This window comes from Streptomyces sp. NPDC059371 (assembly GCF_042751995.1).
Classification (GTDB): domain Bacteria; phylum Actinomycetota; class Actinomycetes; order Streptomycetales; family Streptomycetaceae; genus Streptomyces.
The window spans coordinates 6,784-29,102 of the sequence record NZ_JBHYXD010000077.1 but is presented as its reverse complement, the minus strand read 5'-3'; the positions used below and the strand labels follow the sequence as shown (position 1 = coordinate 29,102).

The 22,319-nt window shown below is 69.1% G+C and carries 18 protein-coding genes and 1 pseudogene; 10 read left to right on the top strand and 9 right to left on the bottom strand.

Features of this window, described 5'->3' with window-relative positions; all coding sequences use genetic code 11:
• Positions 1 to 119 precede the first annotated feature (119 nt).
• Complete coding sequence (locus ACFXGX_RS31735) at positions 120 to 518, bottom strand: hypothetical protein (RefSeq protein WP_384797944.1); 399 nt, start codon at positions 516 to 518, stop codon at positions 120 to 122.
• Between the two features lie 84 nt (positions 519 to 602).
• Positions 603 to 995, bottom strand: coding sequence for a hypothetical protein (locus ACFXGX_RS31730; RefSeq protein WP_384797941.1), 393 nt, complete (start codon positions 993 to 995; stop codon positions 603 to 605).
• A 408-nt stretch (positions 996 to 1,403) separates the two neighbouring features.
• On the opposite strand from ACFXGX_RS31730, the gene ACFXGX_RS31725 reads away from it, so the two are divergent.
• The 4 genes and pseudogenes from ACFXGX_RS31725 (at position 1,404) to ACFXGX_RS31710 (ending at position 4,550) form a co-directional block, all read left to right on the top strand.
• Positions 1,404 to 1,826 (top strand): hypothetical protein, encoded by a 423-nt coding sequence (locus ACFXGX_RS31725; RefSeq protein WP_384797938.1) that lies wholly within the window; start codon positions 1,404 to 1,406, stop codon positions 1,824 to 1,826.
• 295 nt (positions 1,827 to 2,121) lie between these two features.
• Positions 2,122 to 2,416 (top strand): annotated as a pseudogene (locus tag ACFXGX_RS31720) (WbqC family protein); the annotation flags it as partial.
• A gap of 1,097 nt (positions 2,417 to 3,513) precedes the next feature.
• A complete protein-coding gene (locus ACFXGX_RS31715; protein ID WP_384797935.1) occupies positions 3,514 to 3,882 on the top strand; it encodes a hypothetical protein in 369 nt (122 codons plus the stop codon).
• The gene (locus ACFXGX_RS31710) at positions 3,879 to 4,550 is read left to right on the top strand and encodes a nucleotidyl transferase AbiEii/AbiGii toxin family protein (RefSeq protein WP_384797932.1); all 672 of its coding nucleotides are present in this window, start codon (positions 3,879 to 3,881) and stop codon (positions 4,548 to 4,550) included. Before ACFXGX_RS31715 ends, ACFXGX_RS31710 begins: the two co-directional genes overlap by 4 nt.
• Before the next feature lie 297 nt (positions 4,551 to 4,847).
• On the opposite strand, the gene ACFXGX_RS31705 is transcribed toward ACFXGX_RS31710, so the two are convergent.
• From ACFXGX_RS31705 to ACFXGX_RS31685, 5 genes are all read right to left on the bottom strand, one after another.
• Complete coding sequence (locus ACFXGX_RS31705; protein ID WP_384797929.1) at positions 4,848 to 6,152, bottom strand: TerD family protein; 1,305 nt, start codon at positions 6,150 to 6,152, stop codon at positions 4,848 to 4,850.
• Positions 6,153 to 6,807: 655 nt separating this feature from the next.
• Complete coding sequence (locus ACFXGX_RS31700) at positions 6,808 to 7,017, bottom strand: hypothetical protein (protein WP_384797926.1); 210 nt, start codon at positions 7,015 to 7,017, stop codon at positions 6,808 to 6,810.
• A 164-nt stretch (positions 7,018 to 7,181) separates the two neighbouring features.
• Positions 7,182 to 7,388, bottom strand: a complete 207-nt coding sequence (locus ACFXGX_RS31695; protein WP_384797923.1) for a hypothetical protein — start codon at positions 7,386 to 7,388, stop codon at positions 7,182 to 7,184.
• Positions 7,385 to 7,588 (bottom strand): hypothetical protein, encoded by a 204-nt coding sequence (locus ACFXGX_RS31690; protein WP_384797920.1) that lies wholly within the window; start codon positions 7,586 to 7,588, stop codon positions 7,385 to 7,387. The genes ACFXGX_RS31695 and ACFXGX_RS31690 overlap by 4 nt, the downstream gene beginning before the upstream one ends.
• Entirely contained in the window at positions 7,585 to 8,055 is a 471-nt protein-coding gene (locus tag ACFXGX_RS31685) for a hypothetical protein (protein ID WP_384797917.1), read from the bottom strand. The genes ACFXGX_RS31690 and ACFXGX_RS31685 overlap by 4 nt, the downstream gene beginning before the upstream one ends.
• Positions 8,056 to 8,434: 379 nt before the next feature.
• Here ACFXGX_RS31685 and ACFXGX_RS31680 point away from each other — a divergent pair, with 379 nt between their 5' ends.
• From ACFXGX_RS31680 to ACFXGX_RS31670, 3 genes are all read left to right on the top strand, one after another.
• On the top strand, positions 8,435 to 9,172 hold the full coding sequence (locus ACFXGX_RS31680) for a DUF6879 family protein (RefSeq protein ID WP_384797914.1): 738 nt from the start codon (positions 8,435 to 8,437) through the stop codon (positions 9,170 to 9,172).
• 9 nt (positions 9,173 to 9,181) lie between these two features.
• Positions 9,182 to 10,036 carry a helix-turn-helix domain-containing protein gene (locus ACFXGX_RS31675; RefSeq protein ID WP_384797911.1) on the top strand — a complete coding sequence of 285 codons (855 nt, stop codon included), beginning with the start codon at positions 9,182 to 9,184 and terminating at the stop codon, positions 10,034 to 10,036.
• A 316-nt stretch (positions 10,037 to 10,352) separates the two neighbouring features.
• Positions 10,353 to 11,570 carry a hypothetical protein gene (locus ACFXGX_RS31670; RefSeq protein WP_384797908.1) on the top strand — a complete coding sequence of 406 codons (1,218 nt, stop codon included), beginning with the start codon at positions 10,353 to 10,355 and terminating at the stop codon, positions 11,568 to 11,570.
• Positions 11,571 to 11,612: 42 nt separating this feature from the next.
• Here ACFXGX_RS31670 and ACFXGX_RS31665 read toward each other — a convergent pair whose 3' ends face one another.
• Complete coding sequence (locus ACFXGX_RS31665; RefSeq protein ID WP_384797905.1) at positions 11,613 to 12,332, bottom strand: hypothetical protein; 720 nt, start codon at positions 12,330 to 12,332, stop codon at positions 11,613 to 11,615.
• A 1,102-nt stretch (positions 12,333 to 13,434) separates the two neighbouring features.
• On the opposite strand from ACFXGX_RS31665, the gene ACFXGX_RS31660 reads away from it, so the two are divergent.
• Positions 13,435 to 13,938 (top strand): hypothetical protein, encoded by a 504-nt coding sequence (locus tag ACFXGX_RS31660; RefSeq protein WP_384797902.1) that lies wholly within the window; start codon positions 13,435 to 13,437, stop codon positions 13,936 to 13,938.
• Positions 13,922 to 17,659 carry a TerD family protein gene (locus ACFXGX_RS31655; protein WP_384797899.1) on the top strand — a complete coding sequence of 1,246 codons (3,738 nt, stop codon included), beginning with the start codon at positions 13,922 to 13,924 and terminating at the stop codon, positions 17,657 to 17,659. Before ACFXGX_RS31660 ends, ACFXGX_RS31655 begins: the two co-directional genes overlap by 17 nt.
• Before the next feature lie 468 nt (positions 17,660 to 18,127).
• On the opposite strand, the gene ACFXGX_RS31650 is transcribed toward ACFXGX_RS31655, so the two are convergent.
• Positions 18,128 to 19,762, bottom strand: a complete 1,635-nt coding sequence (locus tag ACFXGX_RS31650; protein ID WP_384797896.1) for an IS1182 family transposase — start codon at positions 19,760 to 19,762, stop codon at positions 18,128 to 18,130.
• Positions 19,763 to 20,056: 294 nt separating this feature from the next.
• On the opposite strand from ACFXGX_RS31650, the gene murJ reads away from it, so the two are divergent.
• On the top strand, positions 20,057 to 21,745 hold the full coding sequence (murJ, locus tag ACFXGX_RS31645; RefSeq protein WP_384797893.1) for a murein biosynthesis integral membrane protein MurJ: 1,689 nt from the start codon (positions 20,057 to 20,059) through the stop codon (positions 21,743 to 21,745).
• Positions 21,746 to 22,319: the final 574 nt, after the last annotated feature.

Sequence of the window (22,319 nt, the reverse complement as noted above, 5' to 3'; positions counted from 1 at the left end):
CGATTTCGGGCGGGCGCCGCCCGCGGCGCCCCCCCCCCCCCCACCCCCCCCCGCCCCCGGGGGGGGGGGGGGGGGCGCGGCCCCCCCCCCCCCCCCCCCCACGCTGTCTTGCGGGCTGCTCAGTCGGCCTTGGTGGTATCGGCGTAGCTGTTGCCGTACACGTGCACGTTGTGGGCGGACCCGTTGTCGATCTTGTTGATGCGGAAGAACTGGTCTCCGTAGACCAGGTCGTGCCATTCACCTGAACTGCCGAAGCTGCTGAAGCACTTGGTGAACGTCTTTGACCCCCAACTATGGTCGGGCCAGGCCGTGTTGTCCATGCGAAGCTCGATCTCGAGGCTCTTGCTCGGGGCCCCCTGGTTCGACTGGCAGTAGTCGAAGTAGACCTGGGAGTAGTCCTCGTCCTTCCACGTCCTCGACTGGTGGCCCGGGCTGGCGTCGAACGTTCCGAACGGGATGGTCGCGGCGTTGGCGGACGGAGCGACGGCGAGCATCACCGCGGAGAGGATGCCTGTCACCGCGGCTATTTTAGCTCTGGACATTTTGATTCAGTTCCCTTTCTCTAGGAGCGCGATGGGATGTGCGCTGCCGGTTGGAGTCGGTCAGCTGTGGATGGTTATGCAGGCTTTTCCGTCCGGGTAGTTACTCCACCAGGCGCACGCCTTGGTTCCGTTGGGGAAGGTGTAGTTGACGGCTTCCGGACCGAAGCTGAAGTCCCTTGCCTCGCATGTCCTCGGGCCCGTGAAGGACATGATGTCGCCGAAGTCGATGTGCGGAGTTCCGCAGTTGTCGGCATGATTTTTCGTTAACGTGGTTTTGGCTGTTGTCACACGCAGGCCGCTACCGTTGACGTAAATACACTTTGACCCGGTACTGCCGGGGTTTCCCGTGCATCCCGACGCGCTCCTGAGTCCTGCATCGGCCGATGCGACCGAAGTTGTCGCCAAGACAGCGCCTGTCGTCAGTACTGCAGCTGCAAGAATACGTCCCAGCATGAAACCAGTCCCTTCTCTCGGAGATTGATGCACACCATCACGCTTGACCAGTGGCGGTCAACGGAGTGAATCGAATTTCCGAAATATATTGAGGGACTTCGCCGGCGCGGTGAACTTCAAAGCTTTGGCGGTGGCGTTTTGAGACAAATCTGCGTTAGGAATCGGACACAGGCATGGGAATTGCTTCGTCTAGTTGAATCCTGCACGAGATTCCGCCAGGATTCAACGACCCGTTCAGCGGGACCCAAGTAAAGGCATCTAGCCATGAAGGCTTGAATTAGCGTGATGCAATATCGGGTGCTTTGATCCGCTTGGATGGGTAATGGTGTGAAGTACTAAAGAAGCTGCGGCACTACCCTGAGCGCGGTAGTTGATTGCGCACACGGTCCCGGATGCCCGGAGGGGTTCATGCGAAATGATAAGAAGACCAGGTCCTACCTCGGCATCGCCGCGATCCTGACGGCATTGGGTGCCTGGATGGCAGTCGTGTGCTACTCGATTGCCACTGAACCTGAAAAAGGGGCAGGCAGTATCGGGGAACTCCAGTCAGAAGCCGCGAATGCCATACACAACCGCGACGCCGAGGCCTTTCAGAATCTATTCGACGAAGACACCGTTGGAAATTCCTACTCATCCAACTATATGAAGAGGCTTGAGGGGATATCAACCGAGAGTGCACGCGCCGCTAGCGCAATCCACCTCGGCGATACATATATAGTTCTTCGCTTTGACGGAAAGGAAGGCACTTTCTGTACTTCATGGCTGGTGACGGCCAAGGGAAATCGCAAATTTCTCGACGCCTCACCCACTGGATGGAACGCCTGCAGTTGACCCGAAATCCGCTGTTGGAAACCAGCGGGCAGCAGACGCCGAGGACTGGCTGTAGGCCGCGATCGACACCGGCCAGTTCACTCCGGACGAGCAGCTCGGCCGACTGAACCATGTCCGCCCGCTGTCGCGCGGACAGGCTCAGCCCCAGTGCTGTTCGCAGCGGCGGCTCAGCCGCGCCGGAGGCACGGGTGGCGAGGGCGATGTCGAAGGCGTCAAGCAGGGTGACCGAGCGCAGGACGCGGCGTTGCCCCGCAACAACGTTTCTGGCGCCCCTGACCTGCCAGAGCCGGGCGGGTTGTGTGCCATCCACCAGCCGAACTTCCTGCCCCGGCTGACCACGCTGGCCAAGCTGTTCGCGGCGGACCACTGGGTCGTACTGGACGACGTGCAGTTCACCCGCCGCGACCACCAGCACCGAGCCCGCCTCGCGAACCTCGACGACCCCGCCGCTCAGCAGTGGCTCACCATCCCCACCCACCTGCCGAGCGGACGGCCCACCCTCATCCGCGACGCCGTGATCGACGACCAGGACCTGGCCCGCCGCAGGACACTGGCCCGCCCTCGCCGAGGCCCTGGATCCGGTGCTGGACTTGAACAAGAAATCAATTTGGTCCAGCTGCAAGCGGCCCGGAAACGCACCTACGACGGCCTCGCCGCGCCCGCCCCCACCATGGGGAACATGGTGTTGCGTCGTCGTTTGCCGATGTTGTCGACGTGGTTGTGGTGGCATCCGTTCTGGTCTGGTCGGGTCCTCGCCGGGGTCCGCTGTGCGGGCGGTGTTGCGCACTCGGGCCCGCGCTGGCTGCGCAGCTGACCGTGCGGGAGGAACAGATCCTGCGCATCATCGGCTTGTCCATCGAGGGGCTGACCGTGGTGGAGCTCGACGCTGCGGTGGGGACCGCGCAGCAACCCGGAGCCAGACGCCAGCCCGGGGGAGGAAGGACGGGATGACGTCCGCCAGGCGTTCTCGTGCATCTCCCATGCGTCCAACGGTTCGTTGGACCCCGGCACCCGCTGGAAGGGCGTCCGCAGATCTGTCCGGGCTTGATTGAGTTCGTTCTGAGCGTCGATCAGAGCCGTACGAGGATGCCACGGTCCGACGGAACTGTCGTTCGAGCCGCATCTCGGGTACGCCTCGCGGCAACATCTCTTGCATCAACTCTTGCTGCATCTCCTGCGAGATCTCTTGCGACTTCTCTTGCGCGAGGATCTCCCCCCATTGCGGAGTCCGTGCAGGTCACCTCCCCCGTGCGTGCGTGCGTGGTCGGGGCTCGGACATCCCCGTTGCGACCGCTTTCGCCTTTGGCTGAGTGAAGGAGAAGGAAGGGCGGCGCGGACGCGGTCGGGGACCGGGCGTGCTCACGGGTGTTGCGCGTCGGGGGGGGAGAGAGCCGTAGGCGCTGACCGCCCGGCCAAGCGGCGGCAGGATGGACTCGATGGTCTTGGGAAGTCCGTGCCTGCACGTTCTGGGACGCCACCGAGCTGACAGGCCGCCACGAATGTGGTGGGGGTAGAGGGCGCGCGGCTGGCTGCGCGCCCTCGCCGTCGTGTTCCCGTGGGCAGAAGGAGGTCCCGGCTGCGATCTCGTTCTCGGCCTGCCGCGGCTGTCGTCGAGGAGCTGGCTGTGGGGTGCGCCGGTTCGGGCGTCGGTCGTGACCCGCGCGGTCGGGCAGGCGATAATCGGGGCATGGTTCTCAGCTCCTCTCGTTTCCCGGTACCGAACGCGTTCGAGCTGCTCCGCGAGCAGTACGCCAAGCGGCTGCCCGCGCGCCTTCAGGACCTGGCGGGCCCCATCCACGGCTCGGTCGACCTGCCGCTGCACGTGGCCTGGTCAGGACGCCGCTCCTATGACGTGGAGCAGCCGCGCTCGCGGATGAGCCTCTACCGCACCGTCCTGGCCGAGGGGCAGCGCCAGGACCTGGTCGCCTTCCTGAACCGGGATCTGCTGCTCGGGCAGTGGCCGGTGCTGCGCACCCTGATCAGCCGGCCGCTGCGGGATGCCTGGGAAGCCGCTTTCCCCGAGCTGGCTGCCGTCCGGAGTGTGCCGGCCGCGTGAACCTGACCGACCTGCACCGCCGGCTCCTTGCCGATGTACTCGCGATCGGCACCCCGTACCCCTTGGTGATCACAGGCGGTTATGCCGTCCAGGCCCACGGTCTGGTCGACCGCCTCAGCCAGGACCTCGACGTAGCCACCGAGAATCCCGCCTCGATCGCCGAGATCGTCGCCGTGGTCAGCGACGGCCTCGCCACCCGTGGCTGGAGCGTCCGTCAGATCGAGACGGGCGCCCTCTCCGGTCGTCTCATCGCAACCGACCCGCAATCCGGGGAGGAATGCGAGGTGGACGTCCTCAAAGAGGCATTCTGGAGTCCGCCCGCGCAGACCGATTACGGACCGGTGCTGGCCCTCGACGACGTGATCGGCACCAAGGTCCGCGCGCTCGCAGACCGCGGCGCAGTCCGCGACCTCATCGACGTCCACGCCGCCTCCCAGCACCGCACCACCGCCGACCTCGAAACGCTCGGCCGCCGCCACGCACGCTTCGAATTCAGCCTCCAGGACCTGCGCGACCGCCTCAACGGTGCCGAATGGTGGGACGACAAGGACTTCACCGACTACGGCCTCAATCCCGGCCAACTGGCCGACCTGCGCGCCTGGGCCCTCGCCTGGGCGGCCGAGCTGGATGCCCGCCTGTACGCCGAGGAGAACCCGGACGAGGTTTGAGAGTCGTACGGCGGCCCCGACGATCACCGCGCGTACGCGCCGCCGACCGCGCATGGCGCGCCTGCTGCCGGTCATGCTGCGAGAGCCGGCCGACCACAAGCGCGCCAGACCGACTTGCCGGCGACGTCCATGCGGTCTTCGAAGAACTGCGCCGCATGGTCGTGTACGGGGCCGAGGCGCGCGCCCTGGTCGTGAAGGCCATCAAAGCTCTGCGCTGACCCACACATGCCAATGTGCTTGCCCCTCCGCGTGGAGAGACGGGCCAACGTGCCCGCTGACAGGCTCTTCAGACGCCCGCTATTCGACGTTGACGCCGTGGGCTCGGGCGAGTCCGTCGAGTCCGTCCGCCCAGCCCTGGCCGATGGCGCGGAGTTTCCACACGGGCTCGCCGTTGACGTTGTGCCGGTACAGCTCGGCGATGACCATGGCGCGGATGTCCGGGTCTGCGGGTGGGCTGAAGGTCCAGCCGGTGCCGGTCACGCATTCCATGGACAGGGCCGCGTGGGTGAGTGATCCGCAGGTCAGGCCGGTGTCGACGTCCATGTTGATGGCGACGGCGACACGCTGCACCCGGTCGGGCAGGGCAGACAGATGGATGACGGCGCGTTCGGTGGTGTGCGGGCCTTGCGCGTGCTTGCCCAGGAGCCGTGCGGCACCGTTGGCGGTGGAGGGCTGGTTGTAGAAGACGAAGTCCTCGTCACCGGCCACCGTGCCGTCGTTGCCGGTGAGGAAGAGGGTGAGGTCCGCGTCCGCGCCGGCGAAGGTGAAGGCGATACTCAGCCCCTGCCAGGCACCTTCAGGCAGAGCGAGGGTCTGCCCGGCCACGAGGGGAGACACCGTGGCGGGCGGCAGCGGGGGAGCGGGCGGCGGCTCGGCCAGGTGGCTGTGCTTCCATTCGGCAAACGGCCTGATCCGGTATGGGTCGGCGGTTACGGCTCGGTCGTCGGGTGGGGTGTTGCCGCTCAGAGTGCTGTCAAGGCCGGCGAGGGAGGGCTCACCGGATTCCGGTTCGTCTTGCGCGTGATCCAGGAGTTCTCGCAGGCCCGGGATACGGGCGGTATCCAGCGGCTTGAGCGTGCTGGAGAGGTTGCCGGAGGCGGTGGTGGTGACCGAGCAGGCGACGTCCTCCCCGATGTCCAGGAAGCGCAGCGCGTCCTCGGGTTCGCGCCATGGGGTGGTCTCGATCGCCTGGCGGGTCCAGCGGCCGTAGGCGACGAATCCGAGCCGCTGGGTGTCGGGCAGGCGGGTCAGCACGGCCAGGTCGATGGCGGTGATACCGGGTGCGGTGGCGAAGCCCTCCTTGAGGGTGGCGACCACGTTGGAGCCCATGGCGGTCAGCCACCACAGGAGCCGGTCGCGTTTCGTCAAATTCTTCAGGGCCGGGCGGCCGCTCGAGGTGAGCCCGGGTGTCTGAGTCGGCATCGAGTCGAAGTCCTGATGACGCATCAGAACGGACAGGACCGAACCATCCACTCCGAGCGCGCAACCGGCCGCAGGGTTGTCCGAGAATGCGGCATTCACCGCTTCGCAAACGGTGTCCTCGTCGTGGGCGAGCAGCGCCTGCCACCAGTGCCCGGCTTCGTCTGTCAGCTGTTCACGCACCGCACTCAGGCGTGCTGACTCGGCCGCCAGATACGCGGGAGCATCGAGCTCCGCTCGCTGTTTGGCGCCGGCCCGCTCCGCACGGGCCAGCCACCCCACACCCTGCAAGTGAAACGTCTGGGCCTCAGCCAGTGCCCAGGGCAGACCCAGCTGCGGAGCATCCCCGATCACCGGAGGATGCGCGCTGGGAAAGGACTGCAGATGGACGCTGGTCATCTGCCGCCTCAATTTCCGCAACTGCGCGATGGCCGCATCCCGATCAGCCTCCTGCTGCGCCCTCTCTGCTTGCCGGCGAGCGCGCTCCATCTGCGCGGCGGAAGGGGCGACCGACCTGGACTGCGTGGTCCGGCGGGTGCTGGTCGTGGTCCGCCGGCTGCCTCTGAGGGAACTCGAGGCGTAGAAGGGGCCGAGTCCCGTCGACATCCGGGCACCTCCGCTGCCCACACTGATCCTCGCCGCCCTCGGCCCGACGGAAGTCCTCACCCCACGCGTTGAGACACGCACGCTCATGCCCGGAACACCAACACGAAACCCGAATCCCACGGCCCACCCCTCTCACTTGGGGACACAGTGTGGCACCGGCTCCGGCAGCGAGTGGCCGTGCCCTCTCATCGCGGCCTCTGCAGGAACTCCTGCCCGTCCTCCCTGCAGGTCCTCACCGCTCGCATAGGACAAGGCGTGCCTGGCGGCCGACCCGAGCGTGCCTGACGAGCTTGTGTGAGGGCCCCAGTCGACCCGAATGGATCGGCAGATCGGAGTCGAAGATGTTGACGGTCAGCTCCGTGATATGCGGAGCGACCGCGTTGAGCAGCTCTTGCGGGTCGCGGGTGCGGATCGTGGCGGAACGCTCTAACGCGACGGTCACGTCTTGCTCCTGTTGCGCTTGTTTGCCTCTGGTGAGAGGCGGTTGAACCCGCCCGCCCTCCTGGGGTGCAGAGGGCGGGCGTTCATCCGGCGACCCGCCCTGTACGCCGTCGTGAGGGCGGGCCGCCGTTCTCGCTGCCGGACGGGGGAGCCGACAGCGAGAGCTCAGGAGTTCGCGGCGCGGTACGCCTCCCACAACGCCTCGGCGGTCGTGCACCGCGTGGCGTCCACCGCGCACGTGGCGCAGTCGCGGCCGTGGTCTATGTATGCGCGGTACGCCCGCTGCACCCGGTTGAAGACGCCTGCATTCGCGACGCGCTGCAGGTGGCCGTAGCCGGTGCCCGTGTCCACGAACTGGAAGCGGCTACTCACGACCGCCGCCGTCCGCGGTGGGGGTGGTTGCGGATCTCGACGTTGCAGTTGGACGCCTTCGAGTAGTCCCCAGAGGCCGCAGCCTCCGCGCTCTGCCGCACGAGCGCCGCGCACACCCCGCAGCGCGGGGCGGGCTTGGGCCGGTCCATCGGCAGGGGCAGGTCAACGGGCGCGTCGTCCATGGTGGTCTGCTGTGTCATCCGAAAGCCTCCGCTGGGAGTCGAGGGCCGCCGCCCGGGCCGAGCGCGGCGCCGAGGAAGGTGGGATCGGTGAGTCGCCCGCTGCCGTCCGGTCGCTCTACCCACACGCGGCCGCGCACCGGGTACAGCACGGGCGGGCACCTCAGGGGCCAGCCGTGGGGGTGGACGGTGAGGAGGAGAATGTCGTCCAGCTCGTCGTCGAGACAGGGCGGGAGCAGCCACCACGCGCGCTCCGAGGTGACGTCCGCGAGGACCGGGCCGAGGCGGTCGGGCCCGATGCGCTTGATCGCGTCCATCGACTGCCTGAGGGGCGCCTCGGCTGCCATCCAGTGTGGGCCGGTCTCGATGGGCGCGAGTTCCTCCGCGTCCCACGCGCGCTGTATGTCGGCGGGGCAGATCACGCAGAACAGGAGCCAGGCCTGCCCTGCCTGACGCAGTGATTGCGCGGACTCCGTGGCCTTGCTCATGCCCCTGGCTCCGTTCGCTGAAGTGCTTGCGCAAGCTGCATGATCACGTCCGCCCGCGCGCCCAAGGTCCACGAGGCTGGGGGTCGGCGAGCCGGGGTCGACTGCGAGCGACGGCAGCACGATGCCGGCCTGATCCAGTGCTGCCCTCAGCGACTCCACGGCCGTGAACGGGTCAACGTCTTGCGACTCAAGTGCTGAGACCATGAACAAGACGGTAGGCGCGCGGAGTTGCTCGCCGCGTCGCTGGTTTCTCGAAGTTTCTTGACAGTCCTACGAAGTTGCGCGATGTTTCCCACGGAGGCCGACTGAGCCGCGTGTCCGGGGCGTTGTCCTCGGGGAGGCTGGGTCCACACCAAGGCTCCGAGCGGAGGAGACGGCCATGCGACGGCTTCGTTTCAACGGCACAGGCTCAGGGGGAGGAGGCTGCCCCGGCGTCCACGAGGACCTCGACAGCGGGGACGTCATCGTGCACGGACCGCCGCTCACCGACCCCGCCGACCTGGCGCAGCTTCAGCACCGCGACGAAGGCGAGGTGGCCATCGTCGTACCGCGCAACACTCTCGTCGACTTCGGTCCGCGCGACGAGACCCCGCGGCTCATCAACGCCGACGACGAGTTCGAGCGCCTCTTCGAGACCTTCGCCCACACCGCATGGCGGCTGGAGACCCGACGCCGGTACGCAAGCGACGAACAGACCGACGAGTGGGCCCAGTTCGCCGCAGGCCAGCGCATCGACTGGGATTACGGCGACGACTGGTGCCGCAACGTCCGAGTGCAGGCAGCGCAGGGCAAGCGGTTCGAGCGCGTGCGGCTGGTTGATACCCCCGCCACGCCAGGGCAGTTGTACCTGCGCAGCAACGCAGCACGGAACTGCGCCGTGGGCGAGGACATTCGCAACCTGTCCCGCACGGAGGCCGAGCGGCTGCACCTGCCCGACGAAGACTTCTGGCTCTTCGACTCACGCCTAGTAGCACGGCTCAACTTCGACGAGGACGACAACCTGACGGGCGCCGAGCTCATCACCGAGCCAGCCGCGGTCAACCGCTACTGCCGGGTGCGAGACGCAGCCTGGCACTATGCCGTTGCGTACGCAGAGTTCGAGGTCGACCAGAAATGACGAGGTCCGGTGAGCACCGACTATCAGCAGGCACGCGAGGCCCTGGGGCTACGACTTCGGGAACTGAGGACGTGTCCTGAGGGTCGGCTCACCGGCGAGCAGCTCGCCGAACGCCTTGGCGCCGGGTGGACAAAGTCCAAGGTGAGCAAACTGGAGAACGGCAGGCAGACCGCCGACGCCGAGGAACTCAGGGCGTGGGCCAAGGCCACCGGACACCCGGAGGCGTACGACGGTCTGCTCGCCCAACTGCGCGGCTTCGAGTCCCACATCCGCTCGTGGCGCCGGCAGCTGGCCTCGGGCCATCGTCCCGTGCAGGACGCCATCACCGCCGAGCACGACCGCACCCGGGTGCTGAGCATCTGGGAAAACAACCTCGTGCCCGGCATGCTGCAGACGGCCGACTACGCCCGCCATGTCCTCACCAGGCACGCCAACCTTATGCAGTCGCCGCGGGACACCGAGGACGCTGTGCGCGCCCGGATCCGCCGTCAAGAGGGGCTGTACTCGCAGGGCAGGAAGTACCGGATCATGGTGTGGGAGGGGGCGCTCTATGCCCTGGTGTGCCCGCCCTCCGTACTGGCCGCGCAGCTGGATCGTCTCGCGAGCGTCATCGGGCTGGACACCGTGGAATTTGGAATCGTCCCGTTTGCCGCTTCACTGAAGATCTACCCGGGCAACGGGTTCTGGATCTACGACGAGCGCCGCGTCGTCGTCGAGGACTGGCACGCGGAGCTGTGGCTTGACGATGCGGACAGCGTCGCGACCTACCTGCGGGTCTGGGACACGCTGCGGGAGTCCGCGGTCTATGGGGTCGACGCCCACAACGTCATCAACCGGGCCCGGCGGGCTGTGAATCCGCGCTGATCTGAACTCCCTGCGGCGACACGAATCACCAGGCCGGTTGATGCCGCCGTCGGGGTCAGGGGCGTAAAAGCCGGAACCGGAAGAGGACGGCGGCATGACGGGATCCCCTCGCGTGCCAACGGTCTGGACGACGAACTGCCCCGCACGCTCCACGAAGCACAGACTGCCGACCACCGTAGCGAGGCAGCCATCCGCCAGCGGCTGGATCAGACAACCTCAACGCCTTCGTGTGCATGCCGCGGCGCGCGCTGCGCCGTTTCTGCTGTGCCGGGCCGCCGGGCCTGCTACGACTTGACCGGAACGGGGGAAGAGGGCCATGTCGGAGTACCAGCACTACCAGTTCGAGGTCGACACCCCGTTGACCGACGGGCAGCTCGCGCAGATCCGCGCACTGACGACACGCGCGAGCCTGACCCGGCACAGCTTCGTGAACACCTACAGCTGGGGCGACTTCAAGGGTGACCCCCGGCTGCTGGTGGAGACCCACTACGACGCCCATCTCTACTTCGCGAACTGGGGCACCCGACGGCTGATCCTGCGCTGGCCCGCCACCGCCCTGTCCCTGGACACCGCCCAGGCGTACTGCGCTGGCGCCTCGGCGGAGGCCTGGAAGAGCAACGGATACGTCCTTCTCGCCCTGGAGTCCGATCCCGAGGACGACATCGAGGACTTCAACGACCTCTTCGGCATCGACGAGGATGACTTCGACGAGGACGGGGATCGGGACGAGCAGTGGCTGCCCTCCATCGCCCGAGCCCGCCGGCAGGTCGCCGAGGGAGACCTGCGTCTGCTCTACATCGCCTGGCTGCTGCGCGCACACAACGGCGAATTCGACGACGACGACCTGGAACCCGCCGTGCCACCAGGACTGGCCGACCTGCCCGAGCCCCTGGCCGACCTGGCCACGTTCCTGCGCATCGACGAAGACCTCATCGCGGCCGCAGCCCACCACTCACCCCCACCGGCTCCGCACCCGACACTCGCCGCCCACCGGGTCTGGACCACCGCCCTCGACACGCAGGAGAAGGACACCGTCCTCGCCCAGCTCATCCACGACGGCGATCCTCACCTCCTGTCCGGGCTGCGCCGCCGCTTCCTGGACAGCCAACCGGCCGGCGGACCCGCTCCCGCACCCCGCACAGTTGCCGAACTCTTTGCTGCGGTCCCTGCCCGGAAGGCGCTGCGTATCGCCCGCCAGGAACAACGGGAGGCCGAGGAACGTGACCGGGCGGTGCGTCAGGCGCTCGAAGCCCAAGACCGGCGGCTGGCCGACCTGCAGCACGATCCCGAGACGGCCTGGCACCGCGTGGGAGAACTCCTCTCACAGCGAGGAACCCGCCATTACCCGGAGATCGTCCGTCTCCTGGGAGATCTGGCCGCCCTCGCCGACCGGGATGCCACCACCGGGGCATTCGCGGAGCGCTACGCCCGGTTCATCGCCGCTCACCGGACGAAGAAGGCCCTGATGCGCGATCTCAGAGCCGGGGGACCTGCCTGCACCGCCCTCATCGCCCTCACCCCCGCGGCGGACTGAACCCCCGGCACCGGCCCGTCCTGCGGCATAGCTACGGCCCCCTCAGCACTCGTCCACCGGTTCGTGAGCAGGCACATCCCCGCTCCCGCGCCGCTGCGGGGCACCGGAGAGCGCGACGATCCGGTGCACCGGTAGAGCGATGGCGGGATGGCCGCCGACAGGGCAGAACCCGACGATCCCGGCCCCGGGATCGAAGGAGACCACCGTGCCGTATAAGCGGTGCAGGGCAGTGTCGGGCCGCCTGCCGCACTCGATGTCCACCCACAGCGTCCAGTCCTTGAGCCAGTGGATGGGCAGCCCGGTCAGCTCCGCGGCGGCAAACCCGGAATGGTCGTCGTCCGGGACCCAGACGTACGTGCCGGCGACCAGCTCGTTGTACCGCTCGATCGACTCGGGCCCGCCGCGCCCGGACCGCGTCCGTTGTCTCGCAGCGCGCCTACCCGTCCGGGCCTTCACCACCAGCGCCGTGGGGCGCGGGTCCGCACCGTCACTCCCGGCGTCCGCCGGCACGTACGGGTAGGCGCCGCGCAGCAGCGTCAGCACGTCGTGTTCTGCAGGACCGTCCGCCCGCGGGGTCAGCTCCGGCCCGGCCGTGATCCGCCCACGGTGTTCGCGGATGTGCTCCGCGGCGTGCCGGGCGGCGAAGCGGGGCAGCGCCAGCACCACGGCGTGATCGGGCTCCCAGCCGTAGCTGGTGCGACGCCCGCCGAACGGCACCGTCGGCCCGCTGCTCGTACTGGGCCAGGTACGCCAGTTCCGCATCCTGCTGCCGCACAAGCGGCCAGCCGGCCACCAGCACCAGCTGCCGCCCTGCCCCGGGCGTGCCAGCAGCGGCCTCCTCCAGGGCCTCCTCCAGCAGGCGGCAGCACTCCGTCACGTACTGCCGCCACCGGTGGCGGAATTCTGCATCCGCCCATTGCGCAGGCGAGGAGAACCCGTCGGACGCGACAACCGCAGGCTGCGGCAGCGCTGCCACATCCCGCACGCGCACCCCGTCCCAGTGAGCTCCGACAGTCCACAGCACCGCCGCGAGGGCCGCTGCCGCCTCCTCGCCATGGTCCCGGGCACCGCTCCAGGCCCGCCGGACAGCCGCCCACACATCGAACGGCTCCGCCCACCGGGGGCGATCCACCACCGCAGCCGCCAGCTGCAGACCAAGCTCCCGTACCCGGCCGTCACCGGCCACCGCATCGCACGCTCCGCTGACCGACGCGGCCTCGCGGGCCGCAGGCGCCACCGCCCGCCAGCGGGCCAGTGCCGCCTCTGACCGCTCAAGCACCCCGGCCCACGCCGCCAGTACCTGCTGCGCACCCGCACCGAATCCGGGATCAGCCGTCCACGGCTCCAGCAGCCCGGACACCTCATCGTCACGGTGCCGGGCCGCCTCCCACAGCGCCCGGGCATAACCGTCCCAGGACCGCGGGCCCGACTCCCCCTCCAGGCCGCGCACCCGCTTGTCGGCCGCGACGACCTCGGCCGCCGCCCGCCACAACGCCTCCTCCGCCTTCTCCACGCCCACCAGTGGCGCGCAGTGCCGGCACACCTGCTCCGCCACGTCCAAGAAGACCAGCGCACTGCCGGTCAGATGCTCCGCATACCGGCAGCGGCTGCGCCACTTCGAACCGGTTGCCGGAACATGCCACTTGCCGCCGCCCGCACGCCCCAGCACCACGGTGATTCCGAGCAGCCCCGGCCGGCCAGGCGGGGCCCGTGGCGCACGTCGCCCATGACGGACCCGCAGCGCCTCCGTGCCGCTGCGAGGCTGCGCCTTGCTGTCGTGGTGTTCTGTGGCAACTGGGGGGTTTGGGTGGGTTGTTGTGGGTACGGTGAGCGCAGAGTGTCGGCCGGTGTCGAGGGGGGTCTCGTGGTTCCGGGTGTGGAGATCGCGGTCGGGTACGTGTGCGCGTGGCTGGTGGGCAAGGCCAGGCGGGTGGCGGGCCGCGCGGACGCGGAGATCGATCAGGGCCTGGACGCGGGCATGGACCGCCTGCACGGGCTTGTCAGCGCGAAACTTGGGACCGATCCGGCACTGGCACGGGCCCGGGAGGAAGCAGACGCAGGAGAAGGGGAACGGGAGCCGAGCGGGCGTACCCGCCAGCGCCTGATCCTGGCCCTGGAAGAGGCCGTCGAGACGGACCATGACTTCGCCGCGGCCTTGGCGCAGGCCCTCGCCGCGGTGCAGGCCGCAGGGCCGGTGGACGTCGCGTTCGCCACCGGCACCGCCATGGCCACCAACGGCGCCGCCGCGAGTACCGGCGTCGTGCGCCCCGGGGGGACCGGATCGGGGTCCGCGACCGCGGAGCACACCGGGGACGCCACCGCCGACGGCACGAACAGCAAGGCGAGCACTGGTGTCGACTACAGCTGACCTCCCCGACACTCCCGACCAGCCGACCGAGGAGCCGTCGGTCGCGCCGAGCCCGGTGAGCGCTCGGGACACCGGCGACGCCCACGCGCAGGACGGCGGCACCGCGGTGTCCGGGTACCGGGGCCCCGCCCCGAGCGGTGAGGGGACGCCGGTGTCGGCACAGGCCACGAATACCGGGAACGCGACCGCGACCGGGGACGGCGCCATCGCCAACACCGGAATCCTGACCATCCGTCGGAGCAGCCCGCAGAAACCCGCCGCCTGGCCGCACCAAGTCGGTACGATCCCCTCCCGCGCACAGTCCTTTCAGCCGCGTGCGCAGGCCGCCCGGCTGGGCGAGGCCCTGCAGCATGGGGGGACGGCGGTGCTGGTACAGGTGCTGACCGGGATGGGCGGTGTCGGCAAGACCCAGCTCGCCGCCGACCACGCCCGCACCCTGTGGCACGACGGTGCGGTGGACGTGCTGGTGTGGGTCACCGCCGCCAACCGCACGGCCGTGGTGGCCGGCTACGCGCAGGCCGGGGTCGAGCTGTGCCGGGCAGACCCCAACGATCCCGAGCGTGCCGCCGCAGCGTTCCTGGCCTGGCTGGAACCCAAGAAGAACGCGCCCCGGTGCCGCTGGCTGGTGGTCCTCGACGACGTCACCGACCCCGCCGACCTCGTCGGCCTGTGGCCCCCGGCCAGTGCGCTGGGGCGGGTGGTGGCCACCACCCGCAGCCGCGAAGCCGCGCTGAACGGCACCGGCCGCTGCCTGATCGAGGTCGGCCTGTTCACCCCCGCCGAAGCCCTCGCCTACCTCACCGAAGCCCTGGCCGCCCACGGCCGCACCGAGCCCGACGGTCAACTCATAGCCCTAGCACAGGACCTCGGCCACCTGCCGTTGGCCCTGTCCCAGGCCGCCGCCTACCTCGCCGACGCCGACACTACCGCCGCCCACTACCGGGTCCTGCTCGCCGACCGCGCCATCGCCTTGGCCGACGCCGCCCCCGACACCCTGCCCGACGACCAGCACCACACCGTCTTCGCCGCCCTGACCCTGTCCCTGGACCGCGCCGACACCCTGCGTCCCGCCGGCCTGGCCCGCCCCGTGCTGCACCTCGTCGCGTTCCTCGACGCCAACGGCATCCCCCTCACCGTCCTGACCAGCCCCCCGGCCCTGGACTTCCTCACCGCACACCGCACGCCCACCGGTTCGCAGGCACCCGGGGCCGTTCCGGCCAGGGTCGGCGAGAGTGAGGTCGTCGCCGCCCTGCGCGCCCTGCACCGGCTCCACCTCGTCGACCACACCTCCAGCACCCCCCACCAGGCCGTCCGCGTCCACCAGCTCACCCAGCACGCCGTCCCCGACACCCGCACCCCCGACCAGCACCACCAACTGGCCCGCACCGCCGCCGACGCACTCCTCGCCGCCTGGCCCGAGGTGGAGACGGACCCGGTCCTCGCCCAGGCCCTGCGCGCCTGCGCCACCGCACTGTTCAGCCACGAGGAGGACGCGCTCTACCGCACCGACGCACACCCACTGCTGCTCCGCCACGGCCGCAGCATGGACGGCGCCGGACTACCGGCCGAGGCGCTCGCCCACTTCACCCGCTACATCGACACCGCCCGCCGCTGCCTGGGCCCGAACCACCGCGACACCCTGACGGCCCGCTACCACGCCGCCGGCTGCGAGGCCCGCGCCGGAGACCCACCCGCCGCGGTCGAGGCGCTCGCGGCACTCCTGGAGGCCCAGACCCGTGCCCTCGGAGCGGACGACGTCGACACCCTCAGAACGCGCTCTGCTCTCGCGATGCTCCGAACCCACAACGACCGGAATGAGGAACTCGGGGAACGGCTTGCCCTCCTGGACCACCAGGTGCGGGTTCTGGGCCCGGACCACCGCGACGTACACGACACCATGCGCCGGGCCTTCATTCTGACAGCCGAGCTCGGGAACCGGGAGCAGGCCATCATCCAACTGGCTCAGCTGCTCGCTAGGGAGGAGGAGGGATTCGGTACCGACGACCCCGCCACCCGGGCCACCCGGGAGGCACTCGCGGCCCTCGGAGCCAGGGGCGAGCCGGCCGCGGCCGATCCCGGTCTGACACAACTGGCCGAGGTGCTGGACGACCAGACACGAGTGCTCGGTCCGAACCACCGCGACACCCTCGCCACCCGGCGCAAGATCGCCTCGGTGCTGGGTACCGCCGGACGGTACACCGAGGCTGTCGACTCGCTCGTCGAGCTGCTCGGTGACGAGACTCGTCCGCTCGGGCCGGACGACCGCGACTCATTCGCCACCTTGTCCCTGATCGGGCTGTTCCGGGTACAGTCGGACGGACCCGCGGCCGGCGTGGAGACATTACGGGAGCTGCTCGCACGGCAGATCCGGATCCTCGGCCCGGACCACATCGACACCCTCAGCACCCGTGGTGACCTCGCGGACTGGCTGGGCTTCGCGACCAACGCGGTCGACGCGGTGGTCGCGGAGGCCGAGCTGATCACTGATCTGGTCCGGGTGGTGGGCCCCGACCACAAGACGACAGTCGGCGTGCTCGGGGAACTCGACGACTGGCAGCGTCGAAGCCGCACCAGGCGCGAGCTGGCGGCGACCGTGCGCGAGTCGTACGAGACGATGGTGACCATCGCGGGGCCGGCGGATCCCAGCACGGTGCAGGCAGCGGGCCAACTCGCCCAGCTGCGAGCTAAGGAGGGCGATCGGCGGGCCGCCGCCACGGCGCTGGAGCAGACGCTGGCAGCCCTCGTCGAACGTCTGGGCCCCGACCATCCGGCGGTTGCCGCCGTGCGGGCGAACCTGGACTTCTGGCGGGAGGACGACGCCCTCTGCTTCACCGGCAGCGCCGACGAGGTCGCCAGCGCCGTGACCACCACACCGTCCGGCCACCTGTCCACGGCCCTCAAGCCCCTCGACGCCAGCCGCGTCTCCGCGCTGGGCGACCTCCTGGCCAACGTCGACGACGACCCCAAACCGACGCTGACCGGGCTCGACGTCGACCTCACCACCCCGACCGGCACCGCCCCCGACCGCCAAGACCCGTACGCCGTCGTCCCCTTCGAGCAGTGGCACCACGCCACCACCACGGCCACCCCCGCGTTCGCCCCGGTGCCCGCCGCCGTCCCGCCCATGCCCACCGCGCCCCCAACGGTTGCTGCTCCGGCCGCCACCCAGAGCACCGAAACCCAGACACTCCACCTGGTCGCCGGACAGAACATCCTCCTCCCCGCCCACGCCGTCCAGGACCTCCTCATCAGTTTCACCGCCGCCGGCACCCCAGCCGACCTCACCCTGCTGCTCACAGGCCCGGACGGGAAGGTCGCGTCCGACGACGACTTCGTCTTCTACAACCAGCCCCAGGCCGCCGACGGCGCCTGCTGGCTCCTGCCCGAGCAGACGGCAGACGGCCGCAGAACCGGGCAGGCCGCCGTTGCTCTGGCCCGCCTGCCAGAGCAGACCCGACGGGTCGTCATCTCGATCAACATGGACGTCGAGACCGGCGCCGCCTGCGACGAACTCGTCGACCCCGTGCTGACCGTCGAGGCCGGCAACGAGACCTGGACCTTCGAACCGCAGCAGGACCCGGCGATCAAGGCGATGATCGTCGCCGAGTTCTACCGCCACAGCCTTGCCGGTCAGGAGGTATGGAAGCTCCGCGCCGTCGGCCAGGGCTGGGCCGACGGCCTCGCAGGCCTCGCCCGCGATTACGGAGTGACTGTCGACTGACCTGCTGCTCATTGCAGGCCGTACGCTGCGGGGCCTGGCAGCTGAGCGGCGGCATGCGTGCCGAGGAAGGTACAGGTCCGCACCGCGGCCGTGGCCGGCTCTCGTGGTTCCCGCAGTCCTGGCGGGACCAGCCGGTCAGCGGCCGGCGAGCCCGGTTCTGCGCACTGCGGCCGGAGCGGGGTGTGCCCTGGTGAGTTCCTACCCCTGGCGCTTGTGGTCCCACTGCCGAAGCCACTTCCGCGCTCGGCATCCGCCTGGCCCGTTTTTCCCCTGGTCACCGGGGCTTTCTGAAGCTGAGCCGCTTGCCGCAACCCTCTTCTTTCCTCCACGCACTGACGAGCCCCGGGGATATGGGCGGGGCGCGGTGTCAATGGTGGGGGAGAGCAGCGGGTTCGGGGCCTGGTGTTCTCCGCCACCGGGCCCGCCCGGCGGTGCCCGGCCGGGCACCGATCCTGCTGGCCTATTCGGTCACGCTGTGAGGGAGAGGTCCAGGCGAGCAAGGTGGCTGACGCGGCTCCGGTCGAGCGGGTGGCCGTTCCACCAGGCATCGAGGCGGATGAGGTTGAGAGCCACGGCGGAGAGGACGTGCTCCAGGTGGGTCTTGTGGAGGCCGAGGTAGCGGGCACGTCTCATGCCGGTGACCGCGACGGCCTGGTGGATGGTCCCCTCGATGCCTGCGCGGGTTCCGTACTCGGCTCGCCACTGCTCGTCGCCCTGCTGGAGGCGAGCATGGTCGAGGACTTCTTGCAGCTCGCGGGGTTGCAGGGAGAGGGTCCGGCCACCAGTCTTCGAGCGGGTGCACTGGTCGCGCACCGGGCAGGGGCGGCAGGTCTCCTTGTCGAACTTGATGACGATGGCCTTGGTGCCACGCAGGGTGACGGGGCTCCACCAGGTGCTGGTGTCCCCGCGTGGGCAGGTGGCCTGCCGCTTGTCCCAGTCGATGGTGAACGCGGTGCGGTCGAATCCGGCGCCGGCACGCGCCTGGGGTGAGCTGTTCATCAGGACCGGCGTGACCAGGGTGACCCCGAAGTTCTTCTTCATGCCCACGATCAACTCGGCGGAGGCGTATCCGGAGTCGAGGAAGTGCTCGGCGGGCAGGAGATCGCGGGCGGCGAGCATGTGATGGACCGGTTCGGTCATTTCCGCGTCGGTCACCGTTGCGTCGGTGGTCGCGATGCTGGTGATCAAGCGCGGCGGCGGTCCGTCGGCTCCGGGGACCATCGCCTGGCCTGTGGCCGCGTCCTGCACGTCGGTTTCGTCGCAGGACTCACTGATGTGGATCTTGTAGCCGGTCCACCAGGAGCCCTGTTTGAGGCCGTAGCGCGCGTCGGTGTCGTACGGAGAGGCCAGCCTCAGTCTGCCGGGCGGGAGGTCTTTGCTCTCCCGCCGCTTCACCTCTGCCCCGGCCTCGGCCACAGTGCGGTGGTAGTTCTGCACCCACATCGTGCGCAGGACCTGCACCGCCGGAAGCTCGCGCAGCCATGCCGGGGCATCAGGGGCATGCACCACCTCCAGCAGCGCGAACCCGTCCCGGCCGTAGACCAGGGCCATCTCCTCACGCTTGCTCGTGGAAGCCGGCGGATGCCAGGAGTGAGTCCGCGGGCCGTAGCGTTCGACCCATTCCCGAACGGGCCCCGCCCCAGCCAGCCAGCCCGGGGCCGCACAGGCCAGCGCCTCCAGCGCGGCCCGCAGCGTCTCCCCGGCCAGCTCCAGCCTGTTCAGATCGCGTACCGCCGCCAGCACGCGGGTGGAGTCGGTGCGCTGCTTGCCTCCCGCCTTCACCAGGCCCCGGTCCTTGAGCGCGGTCAGCAGCAGGTCGAGCACCTTCTCCTCCATCCCGTGCTCGACCAGGCGTGTGCGGAACTCGGACAGCACCGAGGCGTCGAACCCGGGGTCATCCAGCTCCAGGCCGAGCGCGTATTTCAGGTCCATGCCGTACCGCACCCGATGCGCTGCCGCCCGGTCGGTGAGGTTCTCGGCGAACTGCAACACCGTCACCAGCGCCAGCTGGCCCGGTGACCAGCCCGGCCGCCCTCTGGATCCGAACGCCTCGGCGAACTCGGCATCCGCGAACAACTCGCCCAGCTCATCACGGACCCGCATCGCCAACGGATACGGACCCCGTGCCGCCACAGCCCGCGCCACCTGCGCGGTCAGCTCAGGCACCTTCGGCCACGGCCTCGGCCGCATCGACATCCCACACCCCGCCCGCGACCGGGAACGCCAAGACGGCCGCTATGTCCCGACCAACGAGCCGCCAGCCCGCCAGGCACAGAACAAGCCAGCAGGATCGGTGACAGCATTCTTGCCGGCACCCCATCGACTGGGGACTGTGGGCCGACCGGAGAACCCGGGGCAGTGCCCATGATGATGATCTCTACGCCGTAGATTAGGCACATGGTGGAGGGGACGCCCGGCGCGGCGAGAACACGGATACCGGGGAAGCAGAAGCGAGGGCGGCACACCGCCACGAAGTCCGACGCGGCAAAGAGCGGGCTGATGCGCTCGTCCATGCTGATGGCGGCAGGGACGGTGGTGTCCCGGGCAACGGGCCTGCTGAGAACAGTCCTACAGGCCGGGGCACTCGGGACGGGACTGCTCGCTACGACGTACAACCAGGCCAACGTGGTGCCGGCGAGCCTGTACTTCCTGCTCATCGGCGGTGCGCTGAACTCCGTACTGGTTCCGCAGCTGGTGAGGGCCAGGATGGAGCAGCCCGATGGCGGACGGGCCTTCGAGCAGCGTCTGGTCACCCTCACGATGTCCGTGCTGGGAATCGGCACGCTGCTGGCCGTCTGGGCGGCGCCGCAGATCATCAGCCTCTATCAGAGCGACTCACCGGCCAACCACGAAGCGTTTCAGCTGACGGTGGTCTTCGCGCGGTTCCTGCTCCCGCAGATCTTCTTCTACGGACTGTTCAGCATCCTGGGCCAAGTGCTCAACGCCCGGAACAAGTTCGGCGCGATGATGTGGACCCCTGTCCTCAACAACGTCGTCCTGATCTCCATGTTCGGCGTATACCTCGGCATCATGACCGTTCCGGACTCCGTCCAGGACATCACCCAGACCCAGGTCACGCTCCTCGGCGCGGGCACCACACTCGCCCTCGCCATCCAGGCGCTCGCCCTGATCCCCTTCGCCAGGGCCGCCGGCTTCCGCTTCCGCCCACGTTTCGACTGGCGCGGCACAGGGCTCGGCAAGAGCATCAGCGCGGCCCGCTGGACCCTGCTGTTCGTCCTCACCAACCTCGTAGCCAGCACGGTGGTGACCCGCTACGCCTCCGCCGCAGACACGGCACTGCCCAATGGCGGCGTGGGCTTTTCCGCCTACACCTACGCGCAGACCATCTGGTCGCTCCCGCAGTCCGTCATCACCGTCTCGCTGGTCACCGCCCTGCTGCCGCGAATGAGCCAGGCCGTCGCCGAACACCGCCTCGACGACATGCGCGGTGACCTCTCCCGAGCCCTGCGAATCAGCGGCGTCGTCATCGTTCCCGCCGCCTTCTTCTTCGTCGCCCTCGGCCCGCAAATGGCGCAGGTGATCTTCGCTCACGGAGCAGCCCACCCGGCATCCATCGTGCCGCTGGGCCATATGCTCCAGGCTTTCGGACTCGGCCTGATCCCCTTCTCGGCGCAGTACATGCTGCTGCGCGGCTTCTACGCCTTCGAGGACACCCGGACCCCGTTCTGGATGGCCGTGTGGATCAGTACGGCAAACATCGCCCTGGCCACCGCCTGCCATCTGCTGATGCCCCCGCGATGGGCCGTCACCGGCCTGGCCGGAGCCTACGCCGCCTCCTACGCCATCGGCCTGCTCATCACCGCGATGCTGTTGCGACGACGCCTCGAAGGCCGGCTGGATGGCAAACGACTGTGCCGCACCTACGGCAAGCTGACGGCCTCTGCCCTCGCGGCGGGAACGCTGGGCTGGTTCGTGGCCCGCTCCTGCTCCAGCACCGTCACCTCGACCACCTGGGCACCCGCTCTGGGCCTCGCCGCAGGAGGCCTCACGATGCTCCTGGTATTTGTGCTGCTCGCACGAATCCTGAAGATCAGCGAGCTGCGGAGCCTGCCGGGCCTGAGGTGAACACCCGGTTTCGACTGCGTAGCAGCGGCCGGTCATCGGCGGCTGTCACCGGCCGCGAGCAGGCGGGTGACCTCGGCGATGCCCTCCGACGACGGCTTGAAGTAACGACGGAGATTCTTCGGCTTCTTGTTTCGACTTGGCCACCAGCATCGGTGAAGATCCTGCTGTCGGACCCGCTTCGCCAACGGGTACGGGCCCCGTGCCGCGCGTCAGGTCTACCGACCCATTGCGTCGGAATAAGCCAGCAGGATCGGTGACAGAGCTCTTGCGCTGCTGCCAGACCCCGGACCCGGCCGGTTCGGGTCGACGCGGGGCGGCGAGCGATACTCCGAGAGCGGCCCCAGGCTCGTTGCGGAGCTGCTGGCGGGCATACGCGGCACCGCGTAGTCGCCGTCACGCGCGTCCTCGCGGCAGAGTGAGATCTGGATTCTCGAACCCTGAAGCGGCCGCGCCCGCGCACGTCCAGCGAGGGCTCCCCAAGCAGCAGGAAGCCCCCCCCGGGCCCCCCCCGGGGGGGGGGGGCGGCGGGGCCCGGGGGTTGGGTAAGTGATGAGCAAACGCGGGGGGGGGGAGC